The 18,295-nt window shown below is 73.9% G+C and carries 19 protein-coding genes; 9 read left to right on the top strand and 10 right to left on the bottom strand.

Going from position 1 to position 18,295, the window contains the following annotated elements:
* Positions 1-116: 116 nt before the first annotated feature.
* The 3 genes from G339_RS0123450 to G339_RS0123440 all read right to left on the bottom strand — a co-directional run bounded on the left by G339_RS0123450 (position 117) and on the right by G339_RS0123440 (position 3,036).
* Positions 117-959 carry a helix-turn-helix transcriptional regulator gene (locus G339_RS0123450; RefSeq protein ID WP_019633509.1) on the bottom strand — a complete coding sequence of 281 codons (843 nt, stop codon included), beginning with the start codon at positions 957-959 and terminating at the stop codon, positions 117-119.
* An 86-nt stretch (positions 960-1,045) separates the two neighbouring features.
* A complete protein-coding gene (locus G339_RS35015) occupies positions 1,046-2,314 on the bottom strand; it encodes a hypothetical protein (RefSeq protein ID WP_019633508.1) in 1,269 nt (422 codons plus the stop codon).
* The gene (locus G339_RS0123440; RefSeq protein WP_205625620.1) at positions 2,311-3,036 is read right to left on the bottom strand and encodes an ATP-binding cassette domain-containing protein; all 726 of its coding nucleotides are present in this window, start codon (positions 3,034-3,036) and stop codon (positions 2,311-2,313) included. Before G339_RS0123440 ends, G339_RS35015 begins: the two co-directional genes overlap by 4 nt.
* Positions 3,037-3,690: 654 nt before the next feature.
* On the opposite strand from G339_RS0123440, the gene G339_RS35010 reads away from it, so the two are divergent.
* On the top strand, positions 3,691-4,074 hold the full coding sequence (locus tag G339_RS35010; RefSeq protein WP_157407972.1) for a peptidase inhibitor family I36 protein: 384 nt from the start codon (positions 3,691-3,693) through the stop codon (positions 4,072-4,074).
* 154 nt (positions 4,075-4,228) lie between these two features.
* Here the strand turns inward: G339_RS35010 and G339_RS36215 are convergent, their stop codons facing one another.
* The 3 genes from G339_RS36215 to G339_RS0123420 form a co-directional block, all read right to left on the bottom strand.
* Positions 4,229-5,143 carry an SGNH/GDSL hydrolase family protein gene (locus G339_RS36215; RefSeq protein WP_169514776.1) on the bottom strand — a complete coding sequence of 305 codons (915 nt, stop codon included), beginning with the start codon at positions 5,141-5,143 and terminating at the stop codon, positions 4,229-4,231.
* Between the two features lie 181 nt (positions 5,144-5,324).
* A complete protein-coding gene (locus G339_RS0123425) occupies positions 5,325-5,624 on the bottom strand; it encodes a sulfurtransferase TusA family protein (RefSeq protein WP_033324157.1) in 300 nt (99 codons plus the stop codon).
* Positions 5,621-6,286 carry an ArsR/SmtB family transcription factor gene (locus G339_RS0123420; RefSeq protein ID WP_019633503.1) on the bottom strand — a complete coding sequence of 222 codons (666 nt, stop codon included), beginning with the start codon at positions 6,284-6,286 and terminating at the stop codon, positions 5,621-5,623. The genes G339_RS0123425 and G339_RS0123420 overlap by 4 nt, the downstream gene beginning before the upstream one ends.
* 202 nt (positions 6,287-6,488) lie before the next feature.
* On the opposite strand from G339_RS0123420, the gene G339_RS0123410 reads away from it, so the two are divergent.
* A complete protein-coding gene (locus G339_RS0123410) occupies positions 6,489-6,902 on the top strand; it encodes an acyl-CoA thioesterase (RefSeq protein ID WP_019633501.1) in 414 nt (137 codons plus the stop codon).
* Positions 6,899-8,023: a zinc-binding dehydrogenase gene (locus G339_RS0123405; RefSeq protein ID WP_019633500.1), complete on the top strand. Its 1,125-nt coding sequence runs from the start codon at positions 6,899-6,901 to the stop codon at positions 8,021-8,023. The genes G339_RS0123410 and G339_RS0123405 overlap by 4 nt, the downstream gene beginning before the upstream one ends.
* Here the strand turns inward: G339_RS0123405 and G339_RS0123400 are convergent.
* The 3 genes from G339_RS0123400 to G339_RS0123390 form a co-directional block, all read right to left on the bottom strand.
* Entirely contained in the window at positions 8,013-9,461 is a 1,449-nt protein-coding gene (locus G339_RS0123400) for an amino acid permease (RefSeq protein WP_019633499.1), read from the bottom strand. The two genes, G339_RS0123405 and G339_RS0123400, sit on opposite strands and share 11 nt — an antisense overlap.
* Positions 9,462-9,612: 151 nt before the next feature.
* Positions 9,613-10,755 (bottom strand): CU044_5270 family protein, encoded by a 1,143-nt coding sequence (locus G339_RS0123395; RefSeq protein ID WP_019633498.1) that lies wholly within the window; start codon positions 10,753-10,755, stop codon positions 9,613-9,615.
* Positions 10,752-11,300, bottom strand: coding sequence for an RNA polymerase sigma factor (locus G339_RS0123390; RefSeq protein WP_019633497.1), 549 nt, complete (start codon positions 11,298-11,300; stop codon positions 10,752-10,754). The genes G339_RS0123395 and G339_RS0123390 overlap by 4 nt, the downstream gene beginning before the upstream one ends.
* Positions 11,301-11,443: 143 nt before the next feature.
* Here G339_RS0123390 and G339_RS36210 point away from each other — a divergent pair, with 143 nt between their 5' ends.
* The 6 genes from G339_RS36210 (at position 11,444) to G339_RS0123360 (ending at position 17,278) form a co-directional block, all read left to right on the top strand.
* A complete protein-coding gene (locus tag G339_RS36210; protein WP_019633496.1) occupies positions 11,444-11,977 on the top strand; it encodes a PaaI family thioesterase in 534 nt (177 codons plus the stop codon).
* 86 nt (positions 11,978-12,063) lie between these two features.
* Positions 12,064-13,314 carry a cytochrome P450 gene (locus G339_RS0123380; RefSeq protein WP_157407971.1) on the top strand — a complete coding sequence of 417 codons (1,251 nt, stop codon included), beginning with the start codon at positions 12,064-12,066 and terminating at the stop codon, positions 13,312-13,314.
* Positions 13,315-13,317: 3 nt separating this feature from the next.
* Complete coding sequence (locus G339_RS0123375) at positions 13,318-14,427, top strand: NAD(P)-dependent alcohol dehydrogenase (protein ID WP_019633494.1); 1,110 nt, start codon at positions 13,318-13,320, stop codon at positions 14,425-14,427.
* A complete protein-coding gene (locus tag G339_RS0123370) occupies positions 14,424-14,855 on the top strand; it encodes a DUF4334 domain-containing protein (protein WP_019633493.1) in 432 nt (143 codons plus the stop codon). The genes G339_RS0123375 and G339_RS0123370 overlap by 4 nt, the downstream gene beginning before the upstream one ends.
* A 45-nt stretch (positions 14,856-14,900) precedes the next feature.
* A complete protein-coding gene (locus G339_RS0123365; protein ID WP_205625619.1) occupies positions 14,901-15,911 on the top strand; it encodes a nitronate monooxygenase in 1,011 nt (336 codons plus the stop codon).
* A gap of 518 nt (positions 15,912-16,429) precedes the next feature.
* Positions 16,430-17,278 carry a polysaccharide deacetylase family protein gene (locus tag G339_RS0123360; RefSeq protein ID WP_033324153.1) on the top strand — a complete coding sequence of 283 codons (849 nt, stop codon included), beginning with the start codon at positions 16,430-16,432 and terminating at the stop codon, positions 17,276-17,278.
* Here the strand turns inward: G339_RS0123360 and G339_RS34995 are convergent.
* Entirely contained in the window at positions 17,260-18,204 is a 945-nt protein-coding gene (locus G339_RS34995; RefSeq protein WP_157407970.1) for a YihY/virulence factor BrkB family protein, read from the bottom strand. The genes G339_RS0123360 and G339_RS34995 overlap by 19 nt on opposite strands.
* Positions 18,205-18,295 lie beyond the last annotated feature (91 nt).

Raw genomic sequence — 18,295 nt, 5'->3', positions numbered from 1 at the left:
TCACGGGCGGTGGTCACGGGCGGTGCGACGGTCATGGGCGGCGCGACGGTGTCAGTGGTTCGGTGTTCGCGTCGCCTGGCGGACGTCGGCGCGGTCGAGGCTCGGAGTTGCCGCGGTCAGGGGAGCAGGGCGGCGCGGCGGGCGGCGGAGACCGCTTCCAGGCGGGTGTGGCAGTGGAGTTTGCGCATCGCCGAGCGGAGATAGCCCTTGACGGTCTCGGGCAGGACACCGAGGCGTTCGGCGGCCTCCGCGTTCGTGCAGCCGACCGCGACGTGCGCGAGGACGTCCAGTTCGCGCGGCGTCAGCACCGGCGCGGGCGCGGTCGTCTCGCCCCGTCCTGCGGCGGCGAGGCGGCCGGACGCGGCGAGCAGCCGGTCCCGGACGGCGGCGTCCCCGACGCGCTCGGCGAGGTGCCGCAGCTCGGCGTGGACGGCGCGGACCTCCTCCCACGCCGCCGAGCCCGGCGAGCCCGGCGACGCGTCCGGCAGCGCGTCCGGCGGGCGGGCGAGCGCGCGGTCGGCCTCGTCGCGCACGGCCAGGCCCTGCTCGAGATCGCGCGCGGCCTGCACCGCCGCGCCGATCACCCGGTCGGCCAGCGACAGCGGCTCGCGCAGCGCCCCGTACAGGACGCCGCGCACGCGCCGCCGCACGACGACCGGCACCGCGACGATCGACAGCAGGCCCTCGCGCGTCACCGGGCCGTCGTAGTCGTGGCTGATCGCGGACGAGCGCGGGTAGTCGCTCACCCAGAACGGCCGGCCGACCGCCATCGCCTTGCCGCCGAGCCCGTTGCCGTGCCGGACGACCAGGCCGTTGAGCGCGCCCGTCGTGCCGCCGACCAGCTCGGTGATGCGCAGCCGGTCGCGTCCGGTGAGCGCGCCGCCGAACACCATCGGCAGCCCGGTGGACCGCTGCAGGCCGAGCACCGCGCCCCGGAACGCACCGACGTCGTCGCCCATACCGCCAGCATGCCCCGAAACCCCGGCCCGCGTCACCGGTCCGCAGGTCAACGCCCGCCCGCCGGCCACAGGCTGTGGACGGCGGGTCAGGCGCAGGGCGTCTCGTTGATCGCCGTCATCCGCTCCCCGGCCCAACGCGACTGGGCGTCCTCCGGGCCGCGCAGGACGCGCGCGACGCGGGCGAGGTCCGCGCCGGGCGGGCCGCCGCGGACGTCGGGGAGCCGCGCGGCGTCGGCGCGGGCCCGCAGCCAGGTCTCCAGCTCGAACGTCGCGGCGGCGCGGCGGTCCCCGGCGGCGCGGTCGGCGGCCGGGCAGTACCCGGCGAGCGTGTTGCGGACGACGGCCCGCGCCAGGCCGGGCGACGCCGACCGCGCGCCGCCCCCGGCGATGCGGAAGTCGCCGAACGCGCCGCCGGGGGCGTCGCGCAGGCCGTCCTCCAGGAACACCGGCGGGACGCGCACGACGTCCGGCGGGAGCGCGGCGAGGCGGCGGGCCATCGCGCTGATCTCGGGCAGGTACGCGCGGTCCTCCGGCCAGACGCACACCTGCGGCCCGCCCGCCGAGCAGGCGGGACGCGCCGGGACGGCCCGCGCGGTGCGCAGCGGCCCGCCCGCGGCGACCGCCGCGACCGCGCCCGCCAGCACCGCCGCGAACCCCGCCGCGCCCACGCGCGACCCCGGGAAACCCCGCCGCGGGGCGGCCAGCGCCGGCCCGACGAGCGCCGCGCCGAGCGCCAGCCGCGTCGCCAGCGCCGTCCCCGACACGCGGAACCGCGCGTCGCCGGACAGGACGAACAGCTCCAGCGGCGGACCCAGCACGCCGAGGACGACGAACAGCCCCACCGCGCAGCACACCGGCGCGAGCAGCGCCGACCGCGACCGGCGGCCGACCGCGTGCCCGATCCCCGCGCAGCCGACGACGGTCGCCGCGCCGAGCAGCACGTAGCCCGGCCACAGGAACCCCGGCCCCGCGTCCGGAAGGCTCGCGGCCGCCGCCGCGACCGCGCCCGTGCCGTACGCGGCCAGCCCGAGCGCGACCGTCGCGGCGAGCTGCGCCAGCTCGGGCCGCCACGCGGGCAGCGCGGCCGTCCGCAGCCGCTCCTCGAACCCGCCGCGCCGCGCCCGGCCCGCCGCGAACGCCGCGGCGGCCGCCACGATCGGCGCGAAGAACGGCGCGGGGAGCTGCGCCGCCGCGCTCGCCTGCGGCCAGCTCTCGAACCACCCGCTCCCGAACCACCCGCTCCCGAACCACAGGGCGTCCCGGCCGAAGACCGCCGCGAGGTCGACGGCGATCAGCGCGGGCAGCGCGCGGCGCAGCGGGGAGCGGCGCAGCTCCGTCCAGAACGCGTGGATCACCGGGCGGTCCCGAGGACCGCCCGGTAGCCGCGCTCCAGGTCGCCGCCGGCCGCGGCGGCGAGGTCGGCGGGCGGGCCGCGGAACAGCGGGCGGCCGCCGGCCAGGACGATCACCTCGTCGCAGACGGCGGCGACGTCCTCGACGCGGCGGGTGCTGACGACGACCGCCGCGTCCGCGAACGACCTGATCAGCGCCCGGACGTCCCGGCGGTGCTCCGGGTCGAGCCCGGCGGTCGGCTCGTCGAGCAGCAGCAGGCGCGGCGACCCGGCGACGGCGGCGGCGATCCCGGCGCGGCGCAGCGTCCCGGGCGGCAGCGACCGCAGCGCGTCGCGCAGGTGCGCGGTGAGGCCGACCGACTCGATGGCGCGCAGCGTCGCCGCGTGCGCCCGGCCGCGCGGCACGCCGCGCAGCCACACGCAGTAGCGGACGTAGTCGTAGACCGAGAAGGACGGCGGGTAGCCGAGGTCCTGGGGGAGGTGGCCGATGTCGCGGCGGGCGGCGCGGGCCGACCGCTCGGAGCGGACGCGGGTGCCGCAGACCGTCACCGTGCCCGCGCGCGGCGGGACGGCGGTCGCGAGCGTGCGCAGCAGGGTCGTCTTTCCCGCGCCGGCCGGGCCGAGCAGGCCGAGGACGCCGGGACGGACGTCCAGGTCGAGGTCGGTGACGACCGTCCGCCGCCCGTATCCCTGGGTCAGGCCGGACAGTTGTGCGATGGGACTCAATGCTTTCTCCTGCGGAGGAATCCGGGCGTTCCGTTCGATCCGGAAGCCCGGCGTGCCGCCGACCGGCGCGCGGCGGGGCGTGCCGTGCGCGCGGTCGGCGCGGGGCTGCGCCGCGTTAGCGAGCGGCGCGTCGATCGGTGCATTGAGCGGGGCGTCGACCGGTGGGTTCACCGGCACGGGCACCGGCGCGGGTACCGGCACGGGCGCGGCGGGCCGGGGCGTCGGCTAACGCCGGTCCGAGGGCCGTCCCCCTCGCGGGAATCCCGGTGCGAACCATGAGGAACCTCCACTGACGGTCCGCGGGCGGTCCGGGCACGGCGCGGCCCGGTCGGCGGACGTCCGACGGGACAAGCGGGGTTGACTCAAGGAAAACATGAAGTCAAGGCGGAGGCAAAGTTAGCACCAAACAGGGATGATCGGAACATTCGCCGCTCGCCGTGTTGATCAGTGGAATTGATTCTCCGGCAGATCCGTGGCGGCGTGCCGCGTGGACGGGACCTGCCGCGTCCGGCGCGGCGCCAAACGCCCGACTCGCGTGCCAAGGGGCGGTAAAACGGTGGCCGCGACGACAGGGTCCGCCGGTCACGCGCTCGCATACCGTCTGTGGTCGAACGGCTACTTTGAGCCGAACCTGCCTGTGCGAGAGGTGTGCCGATGAATCGAACGATGCTCGCGGCGGCCGCGGCCTGCGCGACGGTCGCGGCGCTGGGGCCCGCGGACCCCGCGGACGCGGCGGCGCGCGTCCGCTGCGGCGGCGGCCAGGTCTGCATCTACCCGCAGCCGAACTTCCGGGGGACGCCCTATGTGCGCCGCGCGACGGACGGCGGGGTCAGCCTGATCGGGACGCCGATCAACGACCGGACGTTCTCCGTCGTCAACAACGGGCGGTCGCCGCGCACCGCGCGCATCTACCGCTCGGGGCACTTCAGCGGCTCGTACACCTGCATCCAGGCGGGGACGAGCATCGCGGACCTGCGCGGATTCGCGGTCGGGCAGTGGGGGTCGTCGCTGAAACTGAACAACGACCGCTGCGGTTGAACGCCCGTCCGTCCACAGGCTGTGGATAATTCTGTGGGCAACCGGATGATCACGGCGCGCACCGGCGGAATGGCGGCAGCGCCTTCGGCCGCCGCGCGGAAACGGCGCCGGGGAAGCCCGCTCCGGCGGGGTGGGACCGGAGCGGGCGGGCTCGTCAGGACTGCTTCGCGCCGCCGGTCAGCAGCGGCAGGAACGTCTCGGCGAGGACCTGGTGGCCGGTCGGGTTGGCGTGGATGTCGTGGTACTGAGTACACATCCACGTCCACTGGCAGATCTGCGCCACGTTGTGCGGCACCTTGCCGATGTTCGGCAGTTCCACCTCGTTGCCGAAATCGTTGTTCGCGAACGCCGTGGCGACGTCGGCGGTCGCGAATCCCGCGCTGTCGTCGGCCGACGTCAGCACGAAGCTCAGAATGTTGTTGGCGATGGCGGACGCGCCGCCGACCCACTGGCTCGTCCCGCCCTGGAGCCAGTAGGCGAGCATCGGGTCGTAGTACGTCATGCCGACGTAGCGGGGGGTGTCGCCGCCCGCGTCGCGCAACTGCTTGTTGATCGAGGTGACGTCCGACGAGATCGCGAAGATGCCGTTGATCAGGCAGCCGATGTCGAGCGTGCCGTTCGGCAGGCACTTGTCGACGTTGTTCGCGCCGATGTCCTCGGTGACGTACTTGACCTGGCCGGGGTGGGCGCGCAGGAAGTTCACCGCGGCCTGGAGCTGCGACTTGGCCCCGTCGTACGAGCAGATCCCGCCATTGATCATGCTCTGGGTCGTCTCGCCGCTGCAACCGAGCCGGATGTGCTGGAGATTCGGGTCCGACTGCTTCAGCGTCCGGTAGACGACGTCGGTGTAGGAGACATCGGTGTCCTTTTTCGCGTCGGGCTGGTAACCCGCCGCGAGCGAATCGCCGAGCGACACGTAATAGGTCGGCGCGGATTCGGCGGCGGCCGTGGCCGCGCCGGCGGTGACGAGCGCGCACGCCGCGACCGCGGACCCCGCCGCCCGGGCCAGCCGACGCCGGAGAGCGGAATGCTCGGCGGTTCTGGGGTGGGAACGCTTGAACAGCGGCACGCGCGTACCTTTCGGCCCGAAGTGGTGGTGCAGCATGTTCTTGTACTCTTCCGGCCGGTCGAGGACAAGACCGTTTCCGTCACCGGTGCGGGCCGGAAGGTGACCGCCCGGTCCCGCGCGCCCGGCGCCGCCTGAGGTTCGGCGGTTTCCGGGCGGCGGGAATTCCGGTCCGGTCTCTTTTTCAGGTGAGCTGCCGCCAGGGGGCCGCGGGATCGGTCGGAACGGGGTCGTCGGCCGTGACGATCGCGTACGTCGGCCGTTCCGTTCCGCCGATCGGGCCGATGTAGGAATGGCCGGTCAGATGGCACCAGGCGGGGAGGTCGATGGTCGCCGTCGGGTCGGTGGCGATCACGTGGACGAGCGTGCCGCCGGGCAGGCCGGCGAGGCGCGTGCGCAGTTCCAGCAGGAGGCGGGTGCAGCCGCGGTCCTGGCCGTCGACGACGACCGGTTCCTCGCCCGGCCGGGGTTCGGGGGCGCTCATGCCGCGGTGGGGAGTCCGGCGGCGCGCCACTCGGCCAGCCCGCCGTCCAGGACGCGGGCGGCGCGGCCGTGGCGGTGCAGCAGGCGGACGGCGCGCGCCGACATCCGGCAGTAGCGGCCCCGGCAGTAGGCCACGACCTCCAGGTCGTCGGGCAGCTCGGCGAGCCGGTCGGGGAGTTCGTCGAGCGGGATGCCGAGCGCGCCGTCGATGTGGGCGGCGGCGTACTCGACGCCGGGCCGCACGTCCACGACCGCGACGTCGCCCGCGGCGAGCCGGGCGGCCAGGTCCGCGCGCGACACCGGCTCCAGGTCGGCGGCGTCCCCGAGCAGCGCGCGGGCGGCCTCGCGCGCGGCGGGCAGCAGGTCGCACGCCAGCAGTTTGAGCTGCTCGACCAGCGGCGCGATGCGCGGATCGGCCAGCCGGTAGTAGACGTGCGCGCCGGACCGGCGGCGCGCCACGACGCCGGCCGAGGCGAGGATCTGGAGCTGCGCGGACGCGTTGGACAGCCGCAGCCCCGTCGCGCGCGCCAGGTCCTCGACGCCGCGCTCGCCCTGCGCGAGCAGGTCGACCAGCTCCAGCCGGGACGGCGCGGCGAGCGCCTTGGCCAGCCGGGAGAACTCCGCCAGCAGCGCTTCCTTCGGAGCGTTGTCCTCGGGTTCCAAGGTTCCTCCAATGGTCTTTGGAGGATTGTAGATCATGCCGACCGGTTCAGTAGGAGACGGGCATCGCGCTGGACGCGAGCGCCGTCAGCAGGCCGCCGCGCGGTCCCGTCAGCGCCCGGTCGAGCAGCGCGCCGCCGCCCGCAACGCGCGCCATGACGCCGCGACCGGATGAGCCGCGGGGCCGTGACCGTAAGGTGACGCCATGACCGGCGAATATCCGTATTGGGAGACCGTCCCCACCCGGTGGAAGGACAACGACGTGTACGGGCACGTCAACAACGTCGTCCACTACTCGCTGATGGACACCGTCATCAACGCGTGGATGATCCGGACGGCGGGGTTCGATCCGCTGACGAGCGAGACGATCGCGCTCTGCGTCGAATCGCACTGCGAGTACAAGGCCGAGGTCTCGTTCCCCGACGAGATCCGGGTCGGACTGCGGGTCGGCAAACTGGGCCGGTCGAGCGTCCGCTGGGAGGTCGGCATGCTGCGGTCGGACGGGACGCTCGTCGCGCAGGGTCATTTCGTCCATGTGTTCGTCGGTCGGGAGAGCCGCCGCCCGGCGGCGATCGTCGATCCCGTCCGCGCCGAGATGCAGAGGCTGGTGGTGGCATGACCGCGACGCACGCGGCCGTCCTGGTGGAGTCCGGCCGGGAGGCCCCCTACGCGGAGTCCCGGCCGCTGGAGGTCAGGGAGCTGACGCTGGACCCGCCGGGGCCGGGCGAGCTGCTGGTGCGGGTCGGCGCGGCGGGGCTGTGCCATTCGGACCTGTCGGTGATCAACGGGTCGCGGGTGCGGCCCCTGCCGATGGCGCTCGGCCACGAGGCGGCCGGTGAGGTCGTCGAGGCCGGCGAGGGGACGGACTTCGCGGTCGGCGACCACGTGGTGCTGGCGTTCGTCCCGGCGTGCGGGTCGTGCGAGCGGTGCGTGGGCGGCCGTCCGGCGCTGTGCGGGCCGGGCGCGCAGGCGAACGGCGCGGGGACGCTGCTGGGCGGCGGCCGCCGGTTCGTCGCGGCGGACGGCTCCCGCCCGCACCACCACCTGGGCGTCTCGGCGTTCTCGGAGTACACGGTCGTGTCGGCGAAGTCGGCCGTGAAGGTGGACGCTGACCTGCCGCACGAGATCGCCGCGCTGTTCGGCTGCGCGGTGCTGACGGGCGCGGGCGCGGCGTTCTACAGCGCGAAGGTCGAGCCGGGCGACACGGTCGCGGTCCTCGGCCTCGGCGGCGTCGGCCTGGCGGCGCTGCTGGCCGCGAAGGCCGCGGGCGCGGCGGAGGTCATCGCGGTGGACGTCGTGGAGCACAAGCGGCGGCTCGCGGAGCGGCTGGGCGCGACCGCGTCCGTCGCGGGCGGCCCGGACGCGGTCCCGGCGATCCGGGACCTGACGGGCGGCGGCGCGGAGAAGGTCATCGACACGACGGGCGTCGTCGCGGTGCTGGAGCAGGCGTACGCGGCGACGCGTCCGGGCGGCACGACGGTGACGGTCGGCCTGCCCGCCCCCGGCGTCCCGCTGACGCTGCCCGCGCTGAGCCTGGTCGCGGAGGAGCGCGCGCTGCGCGGCAGCTACCTCGGCTCGTGCGTGCCCGCGCGGGACGTGCCGCGTTTCATCGGCCTGTACCGGTCGGGTCTCCTACCGGTGGACGGGCTGCTGTCGCACCGCCTCCCGCTGACGGACATCAACGCCGGGTTCGACCGGCTCCACACGGGCGAGGCCGTCCGGCAGGTCGTCACGTTCTGAACTCGTGGTCGCCGCCGCCGGTCCGCCCCAGCGCGGAGTGGCGGCGGCTGTAGCCGAAGTAGACGACGCAGCCGACGAGGAACCAGATCGCGAACCGCAGCCACGTCTGCCACTGCAGGAACGTGATCAGCCACACCGAGAAGATCACGCCGATCGCCGGGACGAACGGCATGCCGGGCGTCTTGAACTCGCGGTGCAGGTCGGGCCGCCGGTAGCGGAGCACGATCACGGCGATGCTGACGACGATGAAGGCGAGCAGGATGCCGATGTTCGTCAGCTCCGCGGCCTCCGCGATCGGCAGGAACCCGGCGATCCCGGCGGACGCGACGCCGAGTATCCAGGTGATGCGCGTCGGCGCGTGCCGCGTCGGATGGGTCTTGGCGAACCAGCCGGGGAGCAGGCCGTCGCGGCTCATCGAGAACCAAACGCGGCCCGCGCCCATCATGAACGTGAACAGCACGGTGAGCACGCCGAGGATCGCGCCGACGGCGATGATGATCCCGACGGTGTCGAGGCCGATGTCGGCGAAGGCCGACGAGAACGCGGCGTTCGGGTTGATGTGCTTGTAGTCCACCATGCCGGTCAGGACCAGGCAGGCCAGGACGTACAGGACCATCGAGATCGCCAGCGAGTACATGATCGCCTTGGGCATGTGCCGCGTGGCGTCGTGGGATTCCTCGGCCGCGGTGGACATCGCGTCGTAGCCGAATACGGCGAAGAACACCGTTGCGGCGCCGGTGAACGCCCCCGACCATCCGAACGGGAAGAACGGCGTGTAGTTCCCCGCCTTGATGTGGAAGAACCCGACGATGATGACCAGCAGGACGATCGCGACCTTCAGGTACACCAGTGCGGACTCGAAGCGGGCCGCGTCCTTCATGCCGAGGTTCAGCACGTACGCGATGAGCAGGCACAGCAGCATCGCGAACAGGTTCACCTTGTAGCTTCCGGAGGCGACGCCGTCCGGTTCGGTGCCGGGCGCGCCCATCATCCACATCGGGAGCTGGACGTCCATGAACCCCAGGAGGTCGTCGAAGTAGCCGGAGATGCCGATCGCGACGACCGCGACGATCGCCGTGTACTCCAGCAGCAGGTCCCAGCCGATCGCCCAGCCGGGGAACTCGCCGAGGACCGCGTAGCCGTAGGTGTAGGCGGACCCGGCGCGCGGGATGAGGCCCGCGAACTCGGCGTAGGAGAACGCGGCCGCGGCGCTCGCGATGCCCGCGATGAGGAACGAGACGAGCACGGCCGGCCCGGCCTTCTCGTTCGCGACGGCGCCCGCGAGGGAGAAGATGCCCGCGCCGATGATGCCGCCGACGCCGATCGCCGTGAGCTGCCAGAGGCCCAGCGTCCTCTTCAGCCCGTGCCCGCCGCCGTCGTCGGGGCTGATCTGGTCGATCGGCTTGCGGCGGGTGATGTCCCGCAGCAGACGGCCCATAGGAAAACCTCCGAGATGGTCTCCTATGCGGCTCTTCCCGGAGATGAGTCGTTATACCGACACCTGTTGATCACTTTTGGGTCAGGGCCGGGTGACGCGGGGTGAGGCCCGCGTCACCCGGCCGCCAGAGTTACCGCTGTGACCTGCGGGATCAGCGCGGGTCGGTGTTCGTCCACTCCGTGGTGATCGCCGCCGACGAGGCGATGACCGCGCCCGCGGGCAGTGCGTCGTTCGCGCCGCCCGGCTTGAGCAGGACGGTCTCGGTGGCGAGCGCGTCACCCGTCTCCGGGTCGATGATCAGGCGGTTCTCGACCGTCCCGGCCTTCGCGTCGCCCGGCTCGGGCAGCGCGATCCCGACGCCGCGGCGGCCCTGCGGGTCGGTGACCTCGCCCAGCGACCGGACGGTCGTCAGCTTCGACAGCATCCTGTAGGCGGCGGCGCGGACCTTCGGCATCACCGGCATCGTCCCGTCCACCAGCGCGGACGCGACGCGGAACAGCCACTGGTCGGACGACTGCCGCACGCTCGCGGACTCGGTGTCGTGGCCGTCGTACCAGGCGAGCAGGGACTTGCGGAGCGCCGCCGGGTCGCCGGGCAGCGCCTGGAGCTGCTTGACGGTGACGTTCCGGCCGAGCCAGAAGACCTTGTCGCCGTCGACCTGCCCGGTGGCCGAGCGCTCGGGGGCGCCCTGCGCGGTGGTGAGGACGGCGGGCTTGAACCGGGTGCCGCTCGTCGTCGTCCGCGCCTTGATGCGGGTCGGCGCGCCCGCCGCGCGCCACGCCCGCTCGTCCGCCGGGGACGCGGGGCGCGCGCCGAGCTCCTGCTGGACGGCGATGATCTCCTGGCCGGGCGTGCGGGGCGTCCAGGTGTCCTGGCGCGTCCGCGTGACGACGGTGTAGCCGCCGTCCGCCCGCCAGGACGCGCGGGAGATCACCGACGTGTGCCAGTACCTGCCCGCCGTGCTCGGCCTGGCGAGCGAGTGCTCGGCGGCGGAGAGCAGGACGGTGCGGGCGTCCAGCGCGACCGGCGCGGCCGTCGCGGGCGCGCGGTGCGGGCCGGAGCCGCCGGGCAGCGCGACGACCGCGCCCGCCGCGACGGCCGCGGCGGCGCCGAGCCCGGCGAGCGCGAGGCCCCAGCGGGGGACGCCCCGGCGCGCGGGCGCGGTGACCGAGGCGGGTGCGCCGAGCATGGCGCGCGACAGCTCGGCCTGGCGGCGGTCGGGGTCCACGGGCGCGTCCGGGTGCAGCTCGTCCGGCCGGGCCTCGGCGAGCACGCGCAGCGGGTCGTTCCTCATGACAGCTCCTTCAGGGGCATCGCGGTCGGGTGCGCGGCGCGGCGCGCGGGGGGTTCGGCCTCGGCGGCGCGCAGCAGCCGCCGGCGCGCCCGGTGCAGCCGCACCCGGAACGCGGCCTGCGAGATCCCGACGACGCGGGCGGCGTCGCGGGGCGCCATGCCCTGCCAGGCGACGAGCAGGAGGATCTCCCGGTCGTCCTCGGACAGGGACGCCAGCGCGCGGACGACCGCGAGCCGCTCGGCGACCTCCGCGCCGACGTCCCCGGTCGCCGGCCGCGCCCAGCGCCGCAGCTCGGCCGCCGACGCGTCGCGGCGGGCGCGGGCGCGGTGGTCGGCCAGCAGCACGTTGCGCGCGACGCCGAGCAGCCAGGGCAGCGCCGGGTCGGGCACGTCGTCCAGCCGCCGCCAGGCCACGGCGAAGGTCTCGCTCACCACCTCGTCGGCGGTCTCGCGTCCGGCGCGGGCCGCGGCGTAGGCCCACACCCGCTGCCGGCAGGCGTCGTACATCGCGGTGAACCGCCGTTCGCGCGGGTCGTCTTCCGCCACACCGTTCCTCCGTTCGTGTGTTCCTTCAGTGGGAAGTGCGTCGGGAAGGGCGGTCGTTACCGGGCACTTCGGACGCGGGGCGTAACCTCGGAGACGCCAGAAACCGAACCTCGATCGGTATTCGCAGGGTGAAGGAGCATGTCGTGACGAGTCCCGCCGTGGAACGCCCCGGTCCCGCCTCCCGCCGGACGACGCCGCCGCCCGGCGCGACCGTCCCCGAGCCGGTGGAACGGTCCGTCCCCGAGCCGATGGAGCAGTACGGCGGATGCTTCGGCTGCGGCCCCGAACCGGCGGACGGGCTCCGCATCAGCCACAAGGGCGAGTCCGGGCTGGTCGTGGAGTCGGAGTTCGCCGTCCGCGAGGTCCACCAGGGCGCGCCCGGCCTCGCCCACGGCGGGCTGCTGGCGACGGCGATGGACGAGGTCCTCGGCGAAGCGGCCTGGCGTACCGGTAAGCCGCATGTCACCGGACGGCTGGAGACCGACTACCTCACGCCGGTCCCGGTCGGCGGCACACTTTACCTGCGCTCCTGGGTGACGGGCGTCGACGGTCGTAAGACGTACGTCGAGGGTGAAGCACGGATCGGCGGCCGGGAGGGCGCGGTGGCCGTCCGTGCGGCGGGGCTGTTCATCGCCGTCGGTACGGAACATTTCACGAAAGACCGAACGAACGGCTAGACCAAATCATGACCAACGCTTGACCGAATGACATTCGGCTCTTAGGTTCTCAGCGTGCGGTGTCCGCCGAAGCCGAGGAGCCGACCGTGAGCCTCACCGTGGACGAGGCGGGCCGCGCGCTCGCCGATCCCGCCGCGTACGCGGACGACCGCCGCCTCCACGAGGCGCTGGCGCTGCTGCGCCGCGAAGACCCCGTCCACCGCGTCGAGGCCCCCGGATACAACCCGTTCTGGGCCGTCACCCGGCACGCGGACGTCATGGAGGTCGAGCGCGACCACGCCCGGTTCGTCAACGCGCCCCGGCCCCTGCTGGCGACCGCGGAGCTCGACGCCGCCAACCGCGCCCGGCAGGAGCAGGGCCTCGCGCTGCGGACGCTGATCCACATGGACGACCCGGACCACCGGGTCGTCCGCGCGATCGGCGCGGACTGGTTCCGGCCGCGCGCGATGCGCGCGCTGGAGCCGCGCGTCCGGGAACTCGCGTGCCGCTACGTCGACCGGATGGCCGAACTCGGCGGCGAATGCGATTTCGCGCAGCAGATCGCGGTGAAGTTCCCGCTTTATGTGATCCTTTCGCTGCTCGGCCTTCCCGAGTCCGACTTCGACCGGATGCTGAAACTCACCCAGGAACTGTTCGGCGGGGACGACGACGAACTCAAGCGCGGCGAGAGCAACGAGGACCTGCTCCAGGTCCTCCTGGACTTCTTCGCCTACTTCCAGGAGCTGACGGCCGCGCGCCGCGCCCGTCCCACCGACGACCTCGCGTCCGCCATCGCCAACGCGCGCGTGGACGGGGAACCGCTCAGCGACCTCGACACCGCGTCCTACTACGTGATCATCGCGACGGCGGGCCACGACACCACCAGCTCCACGATCTCCGGCGGCCTCCAGGCGCTCATGGAGAACCCCGCCGAACTCGACCGGCTGCGCGCCGACCCCGGCCTCATGCCGCTGGCCGTCGAGGAGATGATCCGCTGGACGACGCCCGTCAAGGAGTTCATGCGGACCGCCACCGAGGACTGCGAGCTGCGCGGCGTCCGGATCGGCAAGGGCGACTCGCTGCTGCTGTCGTACCCGTCGGCCAACCGCGACGAGGACGTGTTCGCCGACCCGTTCCGCTTCGACGTCGGCCGCGACCCGAACAAGCACCTGGCGTTCGGCTTCGGCGTCCACTACTGCCTCGGCGCGGCGCTCGCCCGCATCGAGGTCCGCGCGTTCTTCGAGGAACTGCTGCCGCGCCTTTCGGAGATCGGCCCCGCGGGCGAGCCGCAGGGGATCGCCACCACCTTCGTCGGCGGGCTCAAACGGCTCCCCATCCGCTACACGCTGCGAGGCTGACCCATGCGCATCGACGCCGCCGTCCTGCGGGCCGCGGACGCCCCCTACAGCATCGAACCGGTCGAACTGGCCGATCCCGGACCGGGCGAGCTGATCGTGAAGATCGCGGGCACCGGGATGTGCCACACCGACCTGCTCGGCCGCGCGCCCGACATGCTGCCCAAACCCGTCATCCTCGGGCATGAGGGGGCGGGCGTGGTCGAGGCAGTCGGGCCGGGCGTCCCGCTCGCGCCCGGCACGCCCGTCGTGCTGTCCTTCGACTCCTGCGGCGACTGCGCCAACTGCCGCGCCGCGCGGCCCGGCAACTGCGCGTCGATGGCGCCGCTCAACATGTTCTCCGCGCCGCTGGACGGGCGTCCGCGCGCCACCGGTGCGGACGGCGGCGCGCTCAACAACCGGTGGTTCGGGCAGTCGTCGTTCGCGACGCACGCGCTCGCGACCGTCCGCAACGCCGTCCCGGTCGACGGCGTCGTCGGGCCGGACACGCCGCTGGAACTCCTCGGGCCGCTCGGCTGCGGCATGCAGACGGGCGCGGGCTCGGTGCTCGTCGCGCTCGGCGTCCGGCCGGGCGACTCCATCGCCGTGTTCGGGACGGGCGCGGTCGGGCTCGCCGCCGTCATGGCCGCCCGCATCGCGGGGGCCACCCGGATCATCGGGGTGGACACCAACCCGGCGCGGCTCGACCTCGCGCGCGAACTCGGCGCGACGCACGTCCTGCACGGCGACGACGAGGACATTCCCGGGCAGATCCGCGCCATCGTCGGGTCGGAGGGCGTCCAGTACGCGCTCGACACCACGGCCGTGCCCGAGGTCGTCGCGTCCGCCGTCGCGGCGCTGCGCACCACCGGCGTCTGCGGGCTCGTCGGCGTCGGCGGCGCCGAGTACCGGCTCGACCCGGGGCTGCTGCTGATGGGCCGGACCGTGCGCGGCATCATCGAGGGGGACGTCGTCCCGCAGACGTTCATCCCCCGGCTCGTCGAACTGTGGAAGCAAGGGCGGTTCCCGTTCGACTCGCTCATCGGCACCTATCCGCTGTCCGACGTCGGCCGGGCGGAGGCGGACGCGGTGTCCGGCAAGGTCGTCAAGCCCGTCCTGCTCCCGGAGTCGCCATGACCGCGCTCGACCTGATCAACGCCGCCGAGCCCGACCCTGCGGACGTCGCCGCCGCGTTCGACGCCGCCCCGCCCGTCGCCACGTCCGCGCTGCTCGGCACGTGGAAGGGCGGCCTGTTCACCGTCACGGGCGGGCTCGCCGCGCGGTTGACGAGACTGAACTGGTACGGCAAGCGGTTCAACGACGTCGAGGACGTCGACCCGCTGCTGTGCCTCACCTCCGACGGCGGCGTCTACTCCTACGACGGGATGGGGCACGCGCGGCTCCGCGAGATCACGTTCCGGGGCGTCGCGTCGGCCGCGATGGTCTACGACACGCAGCCGATCATCGACCATTTCCGGCGCGTCACCGACGACGTGGTCCTCGGCGCGATGGACGCCAAGGGGCAGCCGCGCATCCTCTACTTCCACCTGACGCGCGTGGGGTAGCGCGGCGGACGCCACTATCTTGGGCGGTTCCGTTCCCTGGAGGTGGTGCGCGTGACCGGATGGCTCCCCGAACGACCGATCGTGCAGGCTCCGATGGCGGGCGGCGGCGCGACGCCGGAACTCGTCGCCGCCGTCGGCGAGGCGGGCGGCCTCGGGTTCCTCGGCGCGGGGTACCTCACCGCCGCGCGGATGCTCGCGGACGTCGAGGCGGTGCGGGCGCTGTCGGCGCGGCCGTTCGGCGTGAACCTGTTCCTGCCCGCGACCGATCCCGTCGATCCCGCCGAGGTCGACGCGTACCGGACGCGGCTGCTGCCGGACGCGGCACGGCTCGGCGCGGAGCCGGGCGTCCCGCGGGCCCGCGACGACGACTTCGACGCCAAGGTCGAGACGCTGCTCGCCGGGCCGCCGCCCGCCGTCGTCAGCTTCACGTTCGGGCGGCCGGGGGCGGACGTCGTGCGGGCGTTCCGCGCGGCCGGGTCCGCCGTCGTCATGACCGTGACGTCCGTCGAGGAGGCGTCGGCCTGCCCGGACGCGGACGCTCTCTGCGTCCAGGGCGTCGAGGCGGGCGGGCACCAGGGGACGTTCGCCAACGTCGCGCCGCCGGGGCTCGGCGTGCGGGAGCTGCTGGCGGCCGTCCGCGCGGTCACCGCGCAGCCGCTGCTGGCGGCGGGCGGGCTCGGGACGCGCGCGCACGTCGCGGACGTCCTCGCGCTCGGCGCGGTCGCCGCGCAGGCGGGCACGGCCTTCCTGCGCAGTCCCGAGTCGGGTGCGAGCGCCGTCCACAAGGCTGCGCTCGGCGACCCGCGCTACACCTCGACGACGCTGACGCGCGCGTTCAGCGGGCGGTACGGGCGGGGGCTGACGAACCGGTTCGCGCTGCGGCACTCGGCGGCCGCGCCCGCCGCCTATCCGGACGTCCACTACCTGACGAGCCCGCTGCGCCGCGCCGCCGCCGCCCGCGGCGACGCCGATGGCGTGAACCTGTGGGCGGGCACCTCGTGGCGGACCGCCGCCCCGATCCCGGCCGCCGACGTCGTGCGCGCGTTGACACCCTGAACCACGCCGCTCACTTGGCGCGGTCGCGCCGGTTCCGGCGCGTTGACCGAGCCCACCGCGCGCGCGGCCCGCGCGCGGTTGTTCTGGCCGCCTCCACAGAACCCACCGGCCACACCGCCCGCGCTGACCGCGGCGTTGGCGCGGTCGCGGGCGGGTTCGAGCTGTTGACCGCGCGTTGGCAGCATCGCCGGGTGCGCCGCCGTGCGCAGTAGTTCTGGCCGCGTCGGCGGCTGACGTGCCTGGCGCGGTTGTGCTGGTTCTGGCGTGTTGACCGAGTCGATCGGGCGCGTCGGAGGTAAACGCTGCTTCCCCGTGTGGACGCGGCGCGCGTTCGCGCTGGTGCTAGCGCGCTGGCAGCGTTGCCCGTGCGCGGTCGTCCGGGTCGCGTTGGACTCCGGTGGGTGTGCCGTGTCCGCGCGGTGGCGGGTTTCGGGGTGGTTCGCGTTGATATGCGGCGCGGTGCGCAGTCCTTCGACGGAGATCGCTAAGTTGGTCGGGCGTCGATCGGGGGAGTGCGGATGCGGAAAGTCGGAGCCGTCGCGGCGGCCGTCGCGGGGCTCGCGCTCGTCGCGGGATGCGGGTCGCATGTGTCGCCGACCGAGCGCGCCGGGATTCCGCGCGACGCCGGGCCGGGCGCGTCGCCCGCGGGCGCGCCGACTCCGAACGCCGCCGACGTCGCCGCGCAGTGGGCCAAGTGGGGGCTCAAGCCGCTGCCGCCCGCGCCGCCCGCACCGGCGCGGCCCGCCATCGCGTTGAAGGCCAAAGGGCCGGTGCCGGTGTTCTCGTCCGTCCCGACCAAGGACCGGGTCGTGTTCGTCACGCTCGACGACGGCAACGAGAAGGACCCCGAGTTCCTCCAGATGCTCGCGGACCTGCGGGTTCCCGTCTCGATGTTCCTCACGGACGCGGCGATCCGCGACAACTACGGATACTTCCGGACGTTGCAGTCGTCGGGCGCGACCGTCCAGAACCACACCGTCGACCACCCGCAGCTCCCGCTGCTCGGCTATGAGGGCCAGCGCCGCGAACTCTGCGACGACCAGAAGACCCTCGAACGCGAGTACGGGACGCGGCCCACGCTGCTCCGCCCGCCCTACGGCGAGTGGAACTCGCTCACGCAGCAGGCCGCCGCCGCGTGCGGCATCCGCGGCATCGTTCTGTGGCGCGCGTCGTTCCAGATCCACGACTTCCAGTACGACGACCCGGAGAAGAAGTTCCGCCCGGGCGACGTCCTACTCGCGCACTTCCGGGGGCCGAAGGAGCTCAAGGGCGAGACGCTGACGGAGATGTTCGCGCACCTGCTCAAGGTCGTCCGCCGCCAGGGGTTCGCGGTCGCGCGGCTGGAGGACTACGTCCGGACACCCTGAACGCGCTCCGCCGCCTCCGGGCGGACGGGGTTCGCGACGGGGCCGATCGGGTCCGGCTCGCGGCCGCGCACGCGCGCCAGCTCCGCGTCGAACTCCGCGCCGAGCAGGATCGCGACATTCGACACCCACAGCCAGACCAGGAAGATGACGATCGCGGCGAGCGTCCCGTAGGTGCGGTTGTACGAGCCGAAGTTCGCCGCGTACACCGCGAAACCCACGGACGCGACGATCCACGTGACGATCGCGACCACGCAGCCCGGGGTGATCCAGCGCCTCGGGTGCTCGTGGACGTCCGGTCCCGCGCGGTACAGCGTCGCGATGGCCACGACGACAATCGCCAGCAGGACCGGCCATTTCAGGACGTTCCATCCCGTCACGAACGCCTCGCCGAGGCCGAACAGGCGGCCGGCCTGCTCGGTGAGGCGACCGGTGAACGTCACCGCGAGCGCGCTCGCGCCGAACAGCAGGAGCATCGCGAGCGTCAGCGCGAGCCGCAGCGGCGCGAGTTTCCACAGCGGGCGCGCCTCATCGACGTCGTGGACGGCGTTCAGCGCCCTGATCAGCGCGCCCACGTACCTCGACGCCGACCACAGCGCGACCGCGAGCCCGATCGCCGCGACCGTGCCCGCCGTCGGCGCGGTGCCGTGCAGATCCTCCAGCAGGGCGATGGCCGTGTCCCGAGCGGGCCCGGGCGCGAACTCCCGGACGTTGTCGACGAGCGTCCGCTGCCCCGAGACCCCCGCGAGATCCACCATCGACACCACGACGATGAGCCCGGGAAACAACGACAACACGCCGTAGTAGGTGAGCGCCGCAGCCCAGTCCAGAACGCCGTCCGCCAGGAAGCTGGTCACCGTTCTCCGGGCCGCCCGCCACCAGCCGCCCGGCCCCACCCGCCGCCCACCCGGCCCGCCGTCGCCCGCCATCGCGCCTCCTCGTTCCGCCGACCCGATACCCGCTCCACCCCGCCCCATGCCGCCACCCCACCCACCCAGCCCAAACCCAAAAACCCGCCCC

The sequence above is a fragment of the Actinomadura atramentaria DSM 43919 genome, from assembly GCF_000381885.1.
Taxonomy (GTDB): domain Bacteria; phylum Actinomycetota; class Actinomycetes; order Streptosporangiales; family Streptosporangiaceae; genus Spirillospora; species Spirillospora atramentaria.
Note: the sequence above shows the minus strand (reverse complement) of the source record. Positions and strands in the feature narration are given on the sequence as shown.

Bases quoted from the DNA above. Each gene is read 5' to 3' on its own strand.
- G339_RS0123425 (WP_033324157.1), bottom strand. From the start codon at position 5,624: ATGAGCGCCCCCGAACCCCGGCCGGGCGAGGAACCGGTCGTCGTCGAC.
- G339_RS0123370 (WP_019633493.1), top strand. From the start codon at position 14,424: ATGACCGCGCTCGACCTGATCAACGCCGCCGAGCCCGACCCTGCGGAC.
- G339_RS35010 (WP_157407972.1), top strand. From the start codon at position 3,691: ATGAATCGAACGATGCTCGCGGCGGCCGCGGCCTGCGCGACGGTCGCG.
- G339_RS0123405 (WP_019633500.1), top strand. From the start codon at position 6,899: ATGACCGCGACGCACGCGGCCGTCCTGGTGGAGTCCGGCCGGGAGGCC.
- G339_RS0123450 (WP_019633509.1), bottom strand. From the start codon at position 959: ATGGGCGACGACGTCGGTGCGTTCCGGGGCGCGGTGCTCGGCCTGCAG.
- G339_RS0123360 (WP_033324153.1), top strand. From the start codon at position 16,430: ATGCGGAAAGTCGGAGCCGTCGCGGCGGCCGTCGCGGGGCTCGCGCTC.
- G339_RS0123410 (WP_019633501.1), top strand. From the start codon at position 6,489: ATGACCGGCGAATATCCGTATTGGGAGACCGTCCCCACCCGGTGGAAG.
- G339_RS34995 (WP_157407970.1), bottom strand. From the start codon at position 18,204: ATGGCGGGCGACGGCGGGCCGGGTGGGCGGCGGGTGGGGCCGGGCGGC.
- G339_RS0123375 (WP_019633494.1), top strand. From the start codon at position 13,318: ATGCGCATCGACGCCGCCGTCCTGCGGGCCGCGGACGCCCCCTACAGC.
- G339_RS0123395 (WP_019633498.1), bottom strand. From the start codon at position 10,755: ATGAGGAACGACCCGCTGCGCGTGCTCGCCGAGGCCCGGCCGGACGAG.
- G339_RS0123400 (WP_019633499.1), bottom strand. From the start codon at position 9,461: ATGGGCCGTCTGCTGCGGGACATCACCCGCCGCAAGCCGATCGACCAG.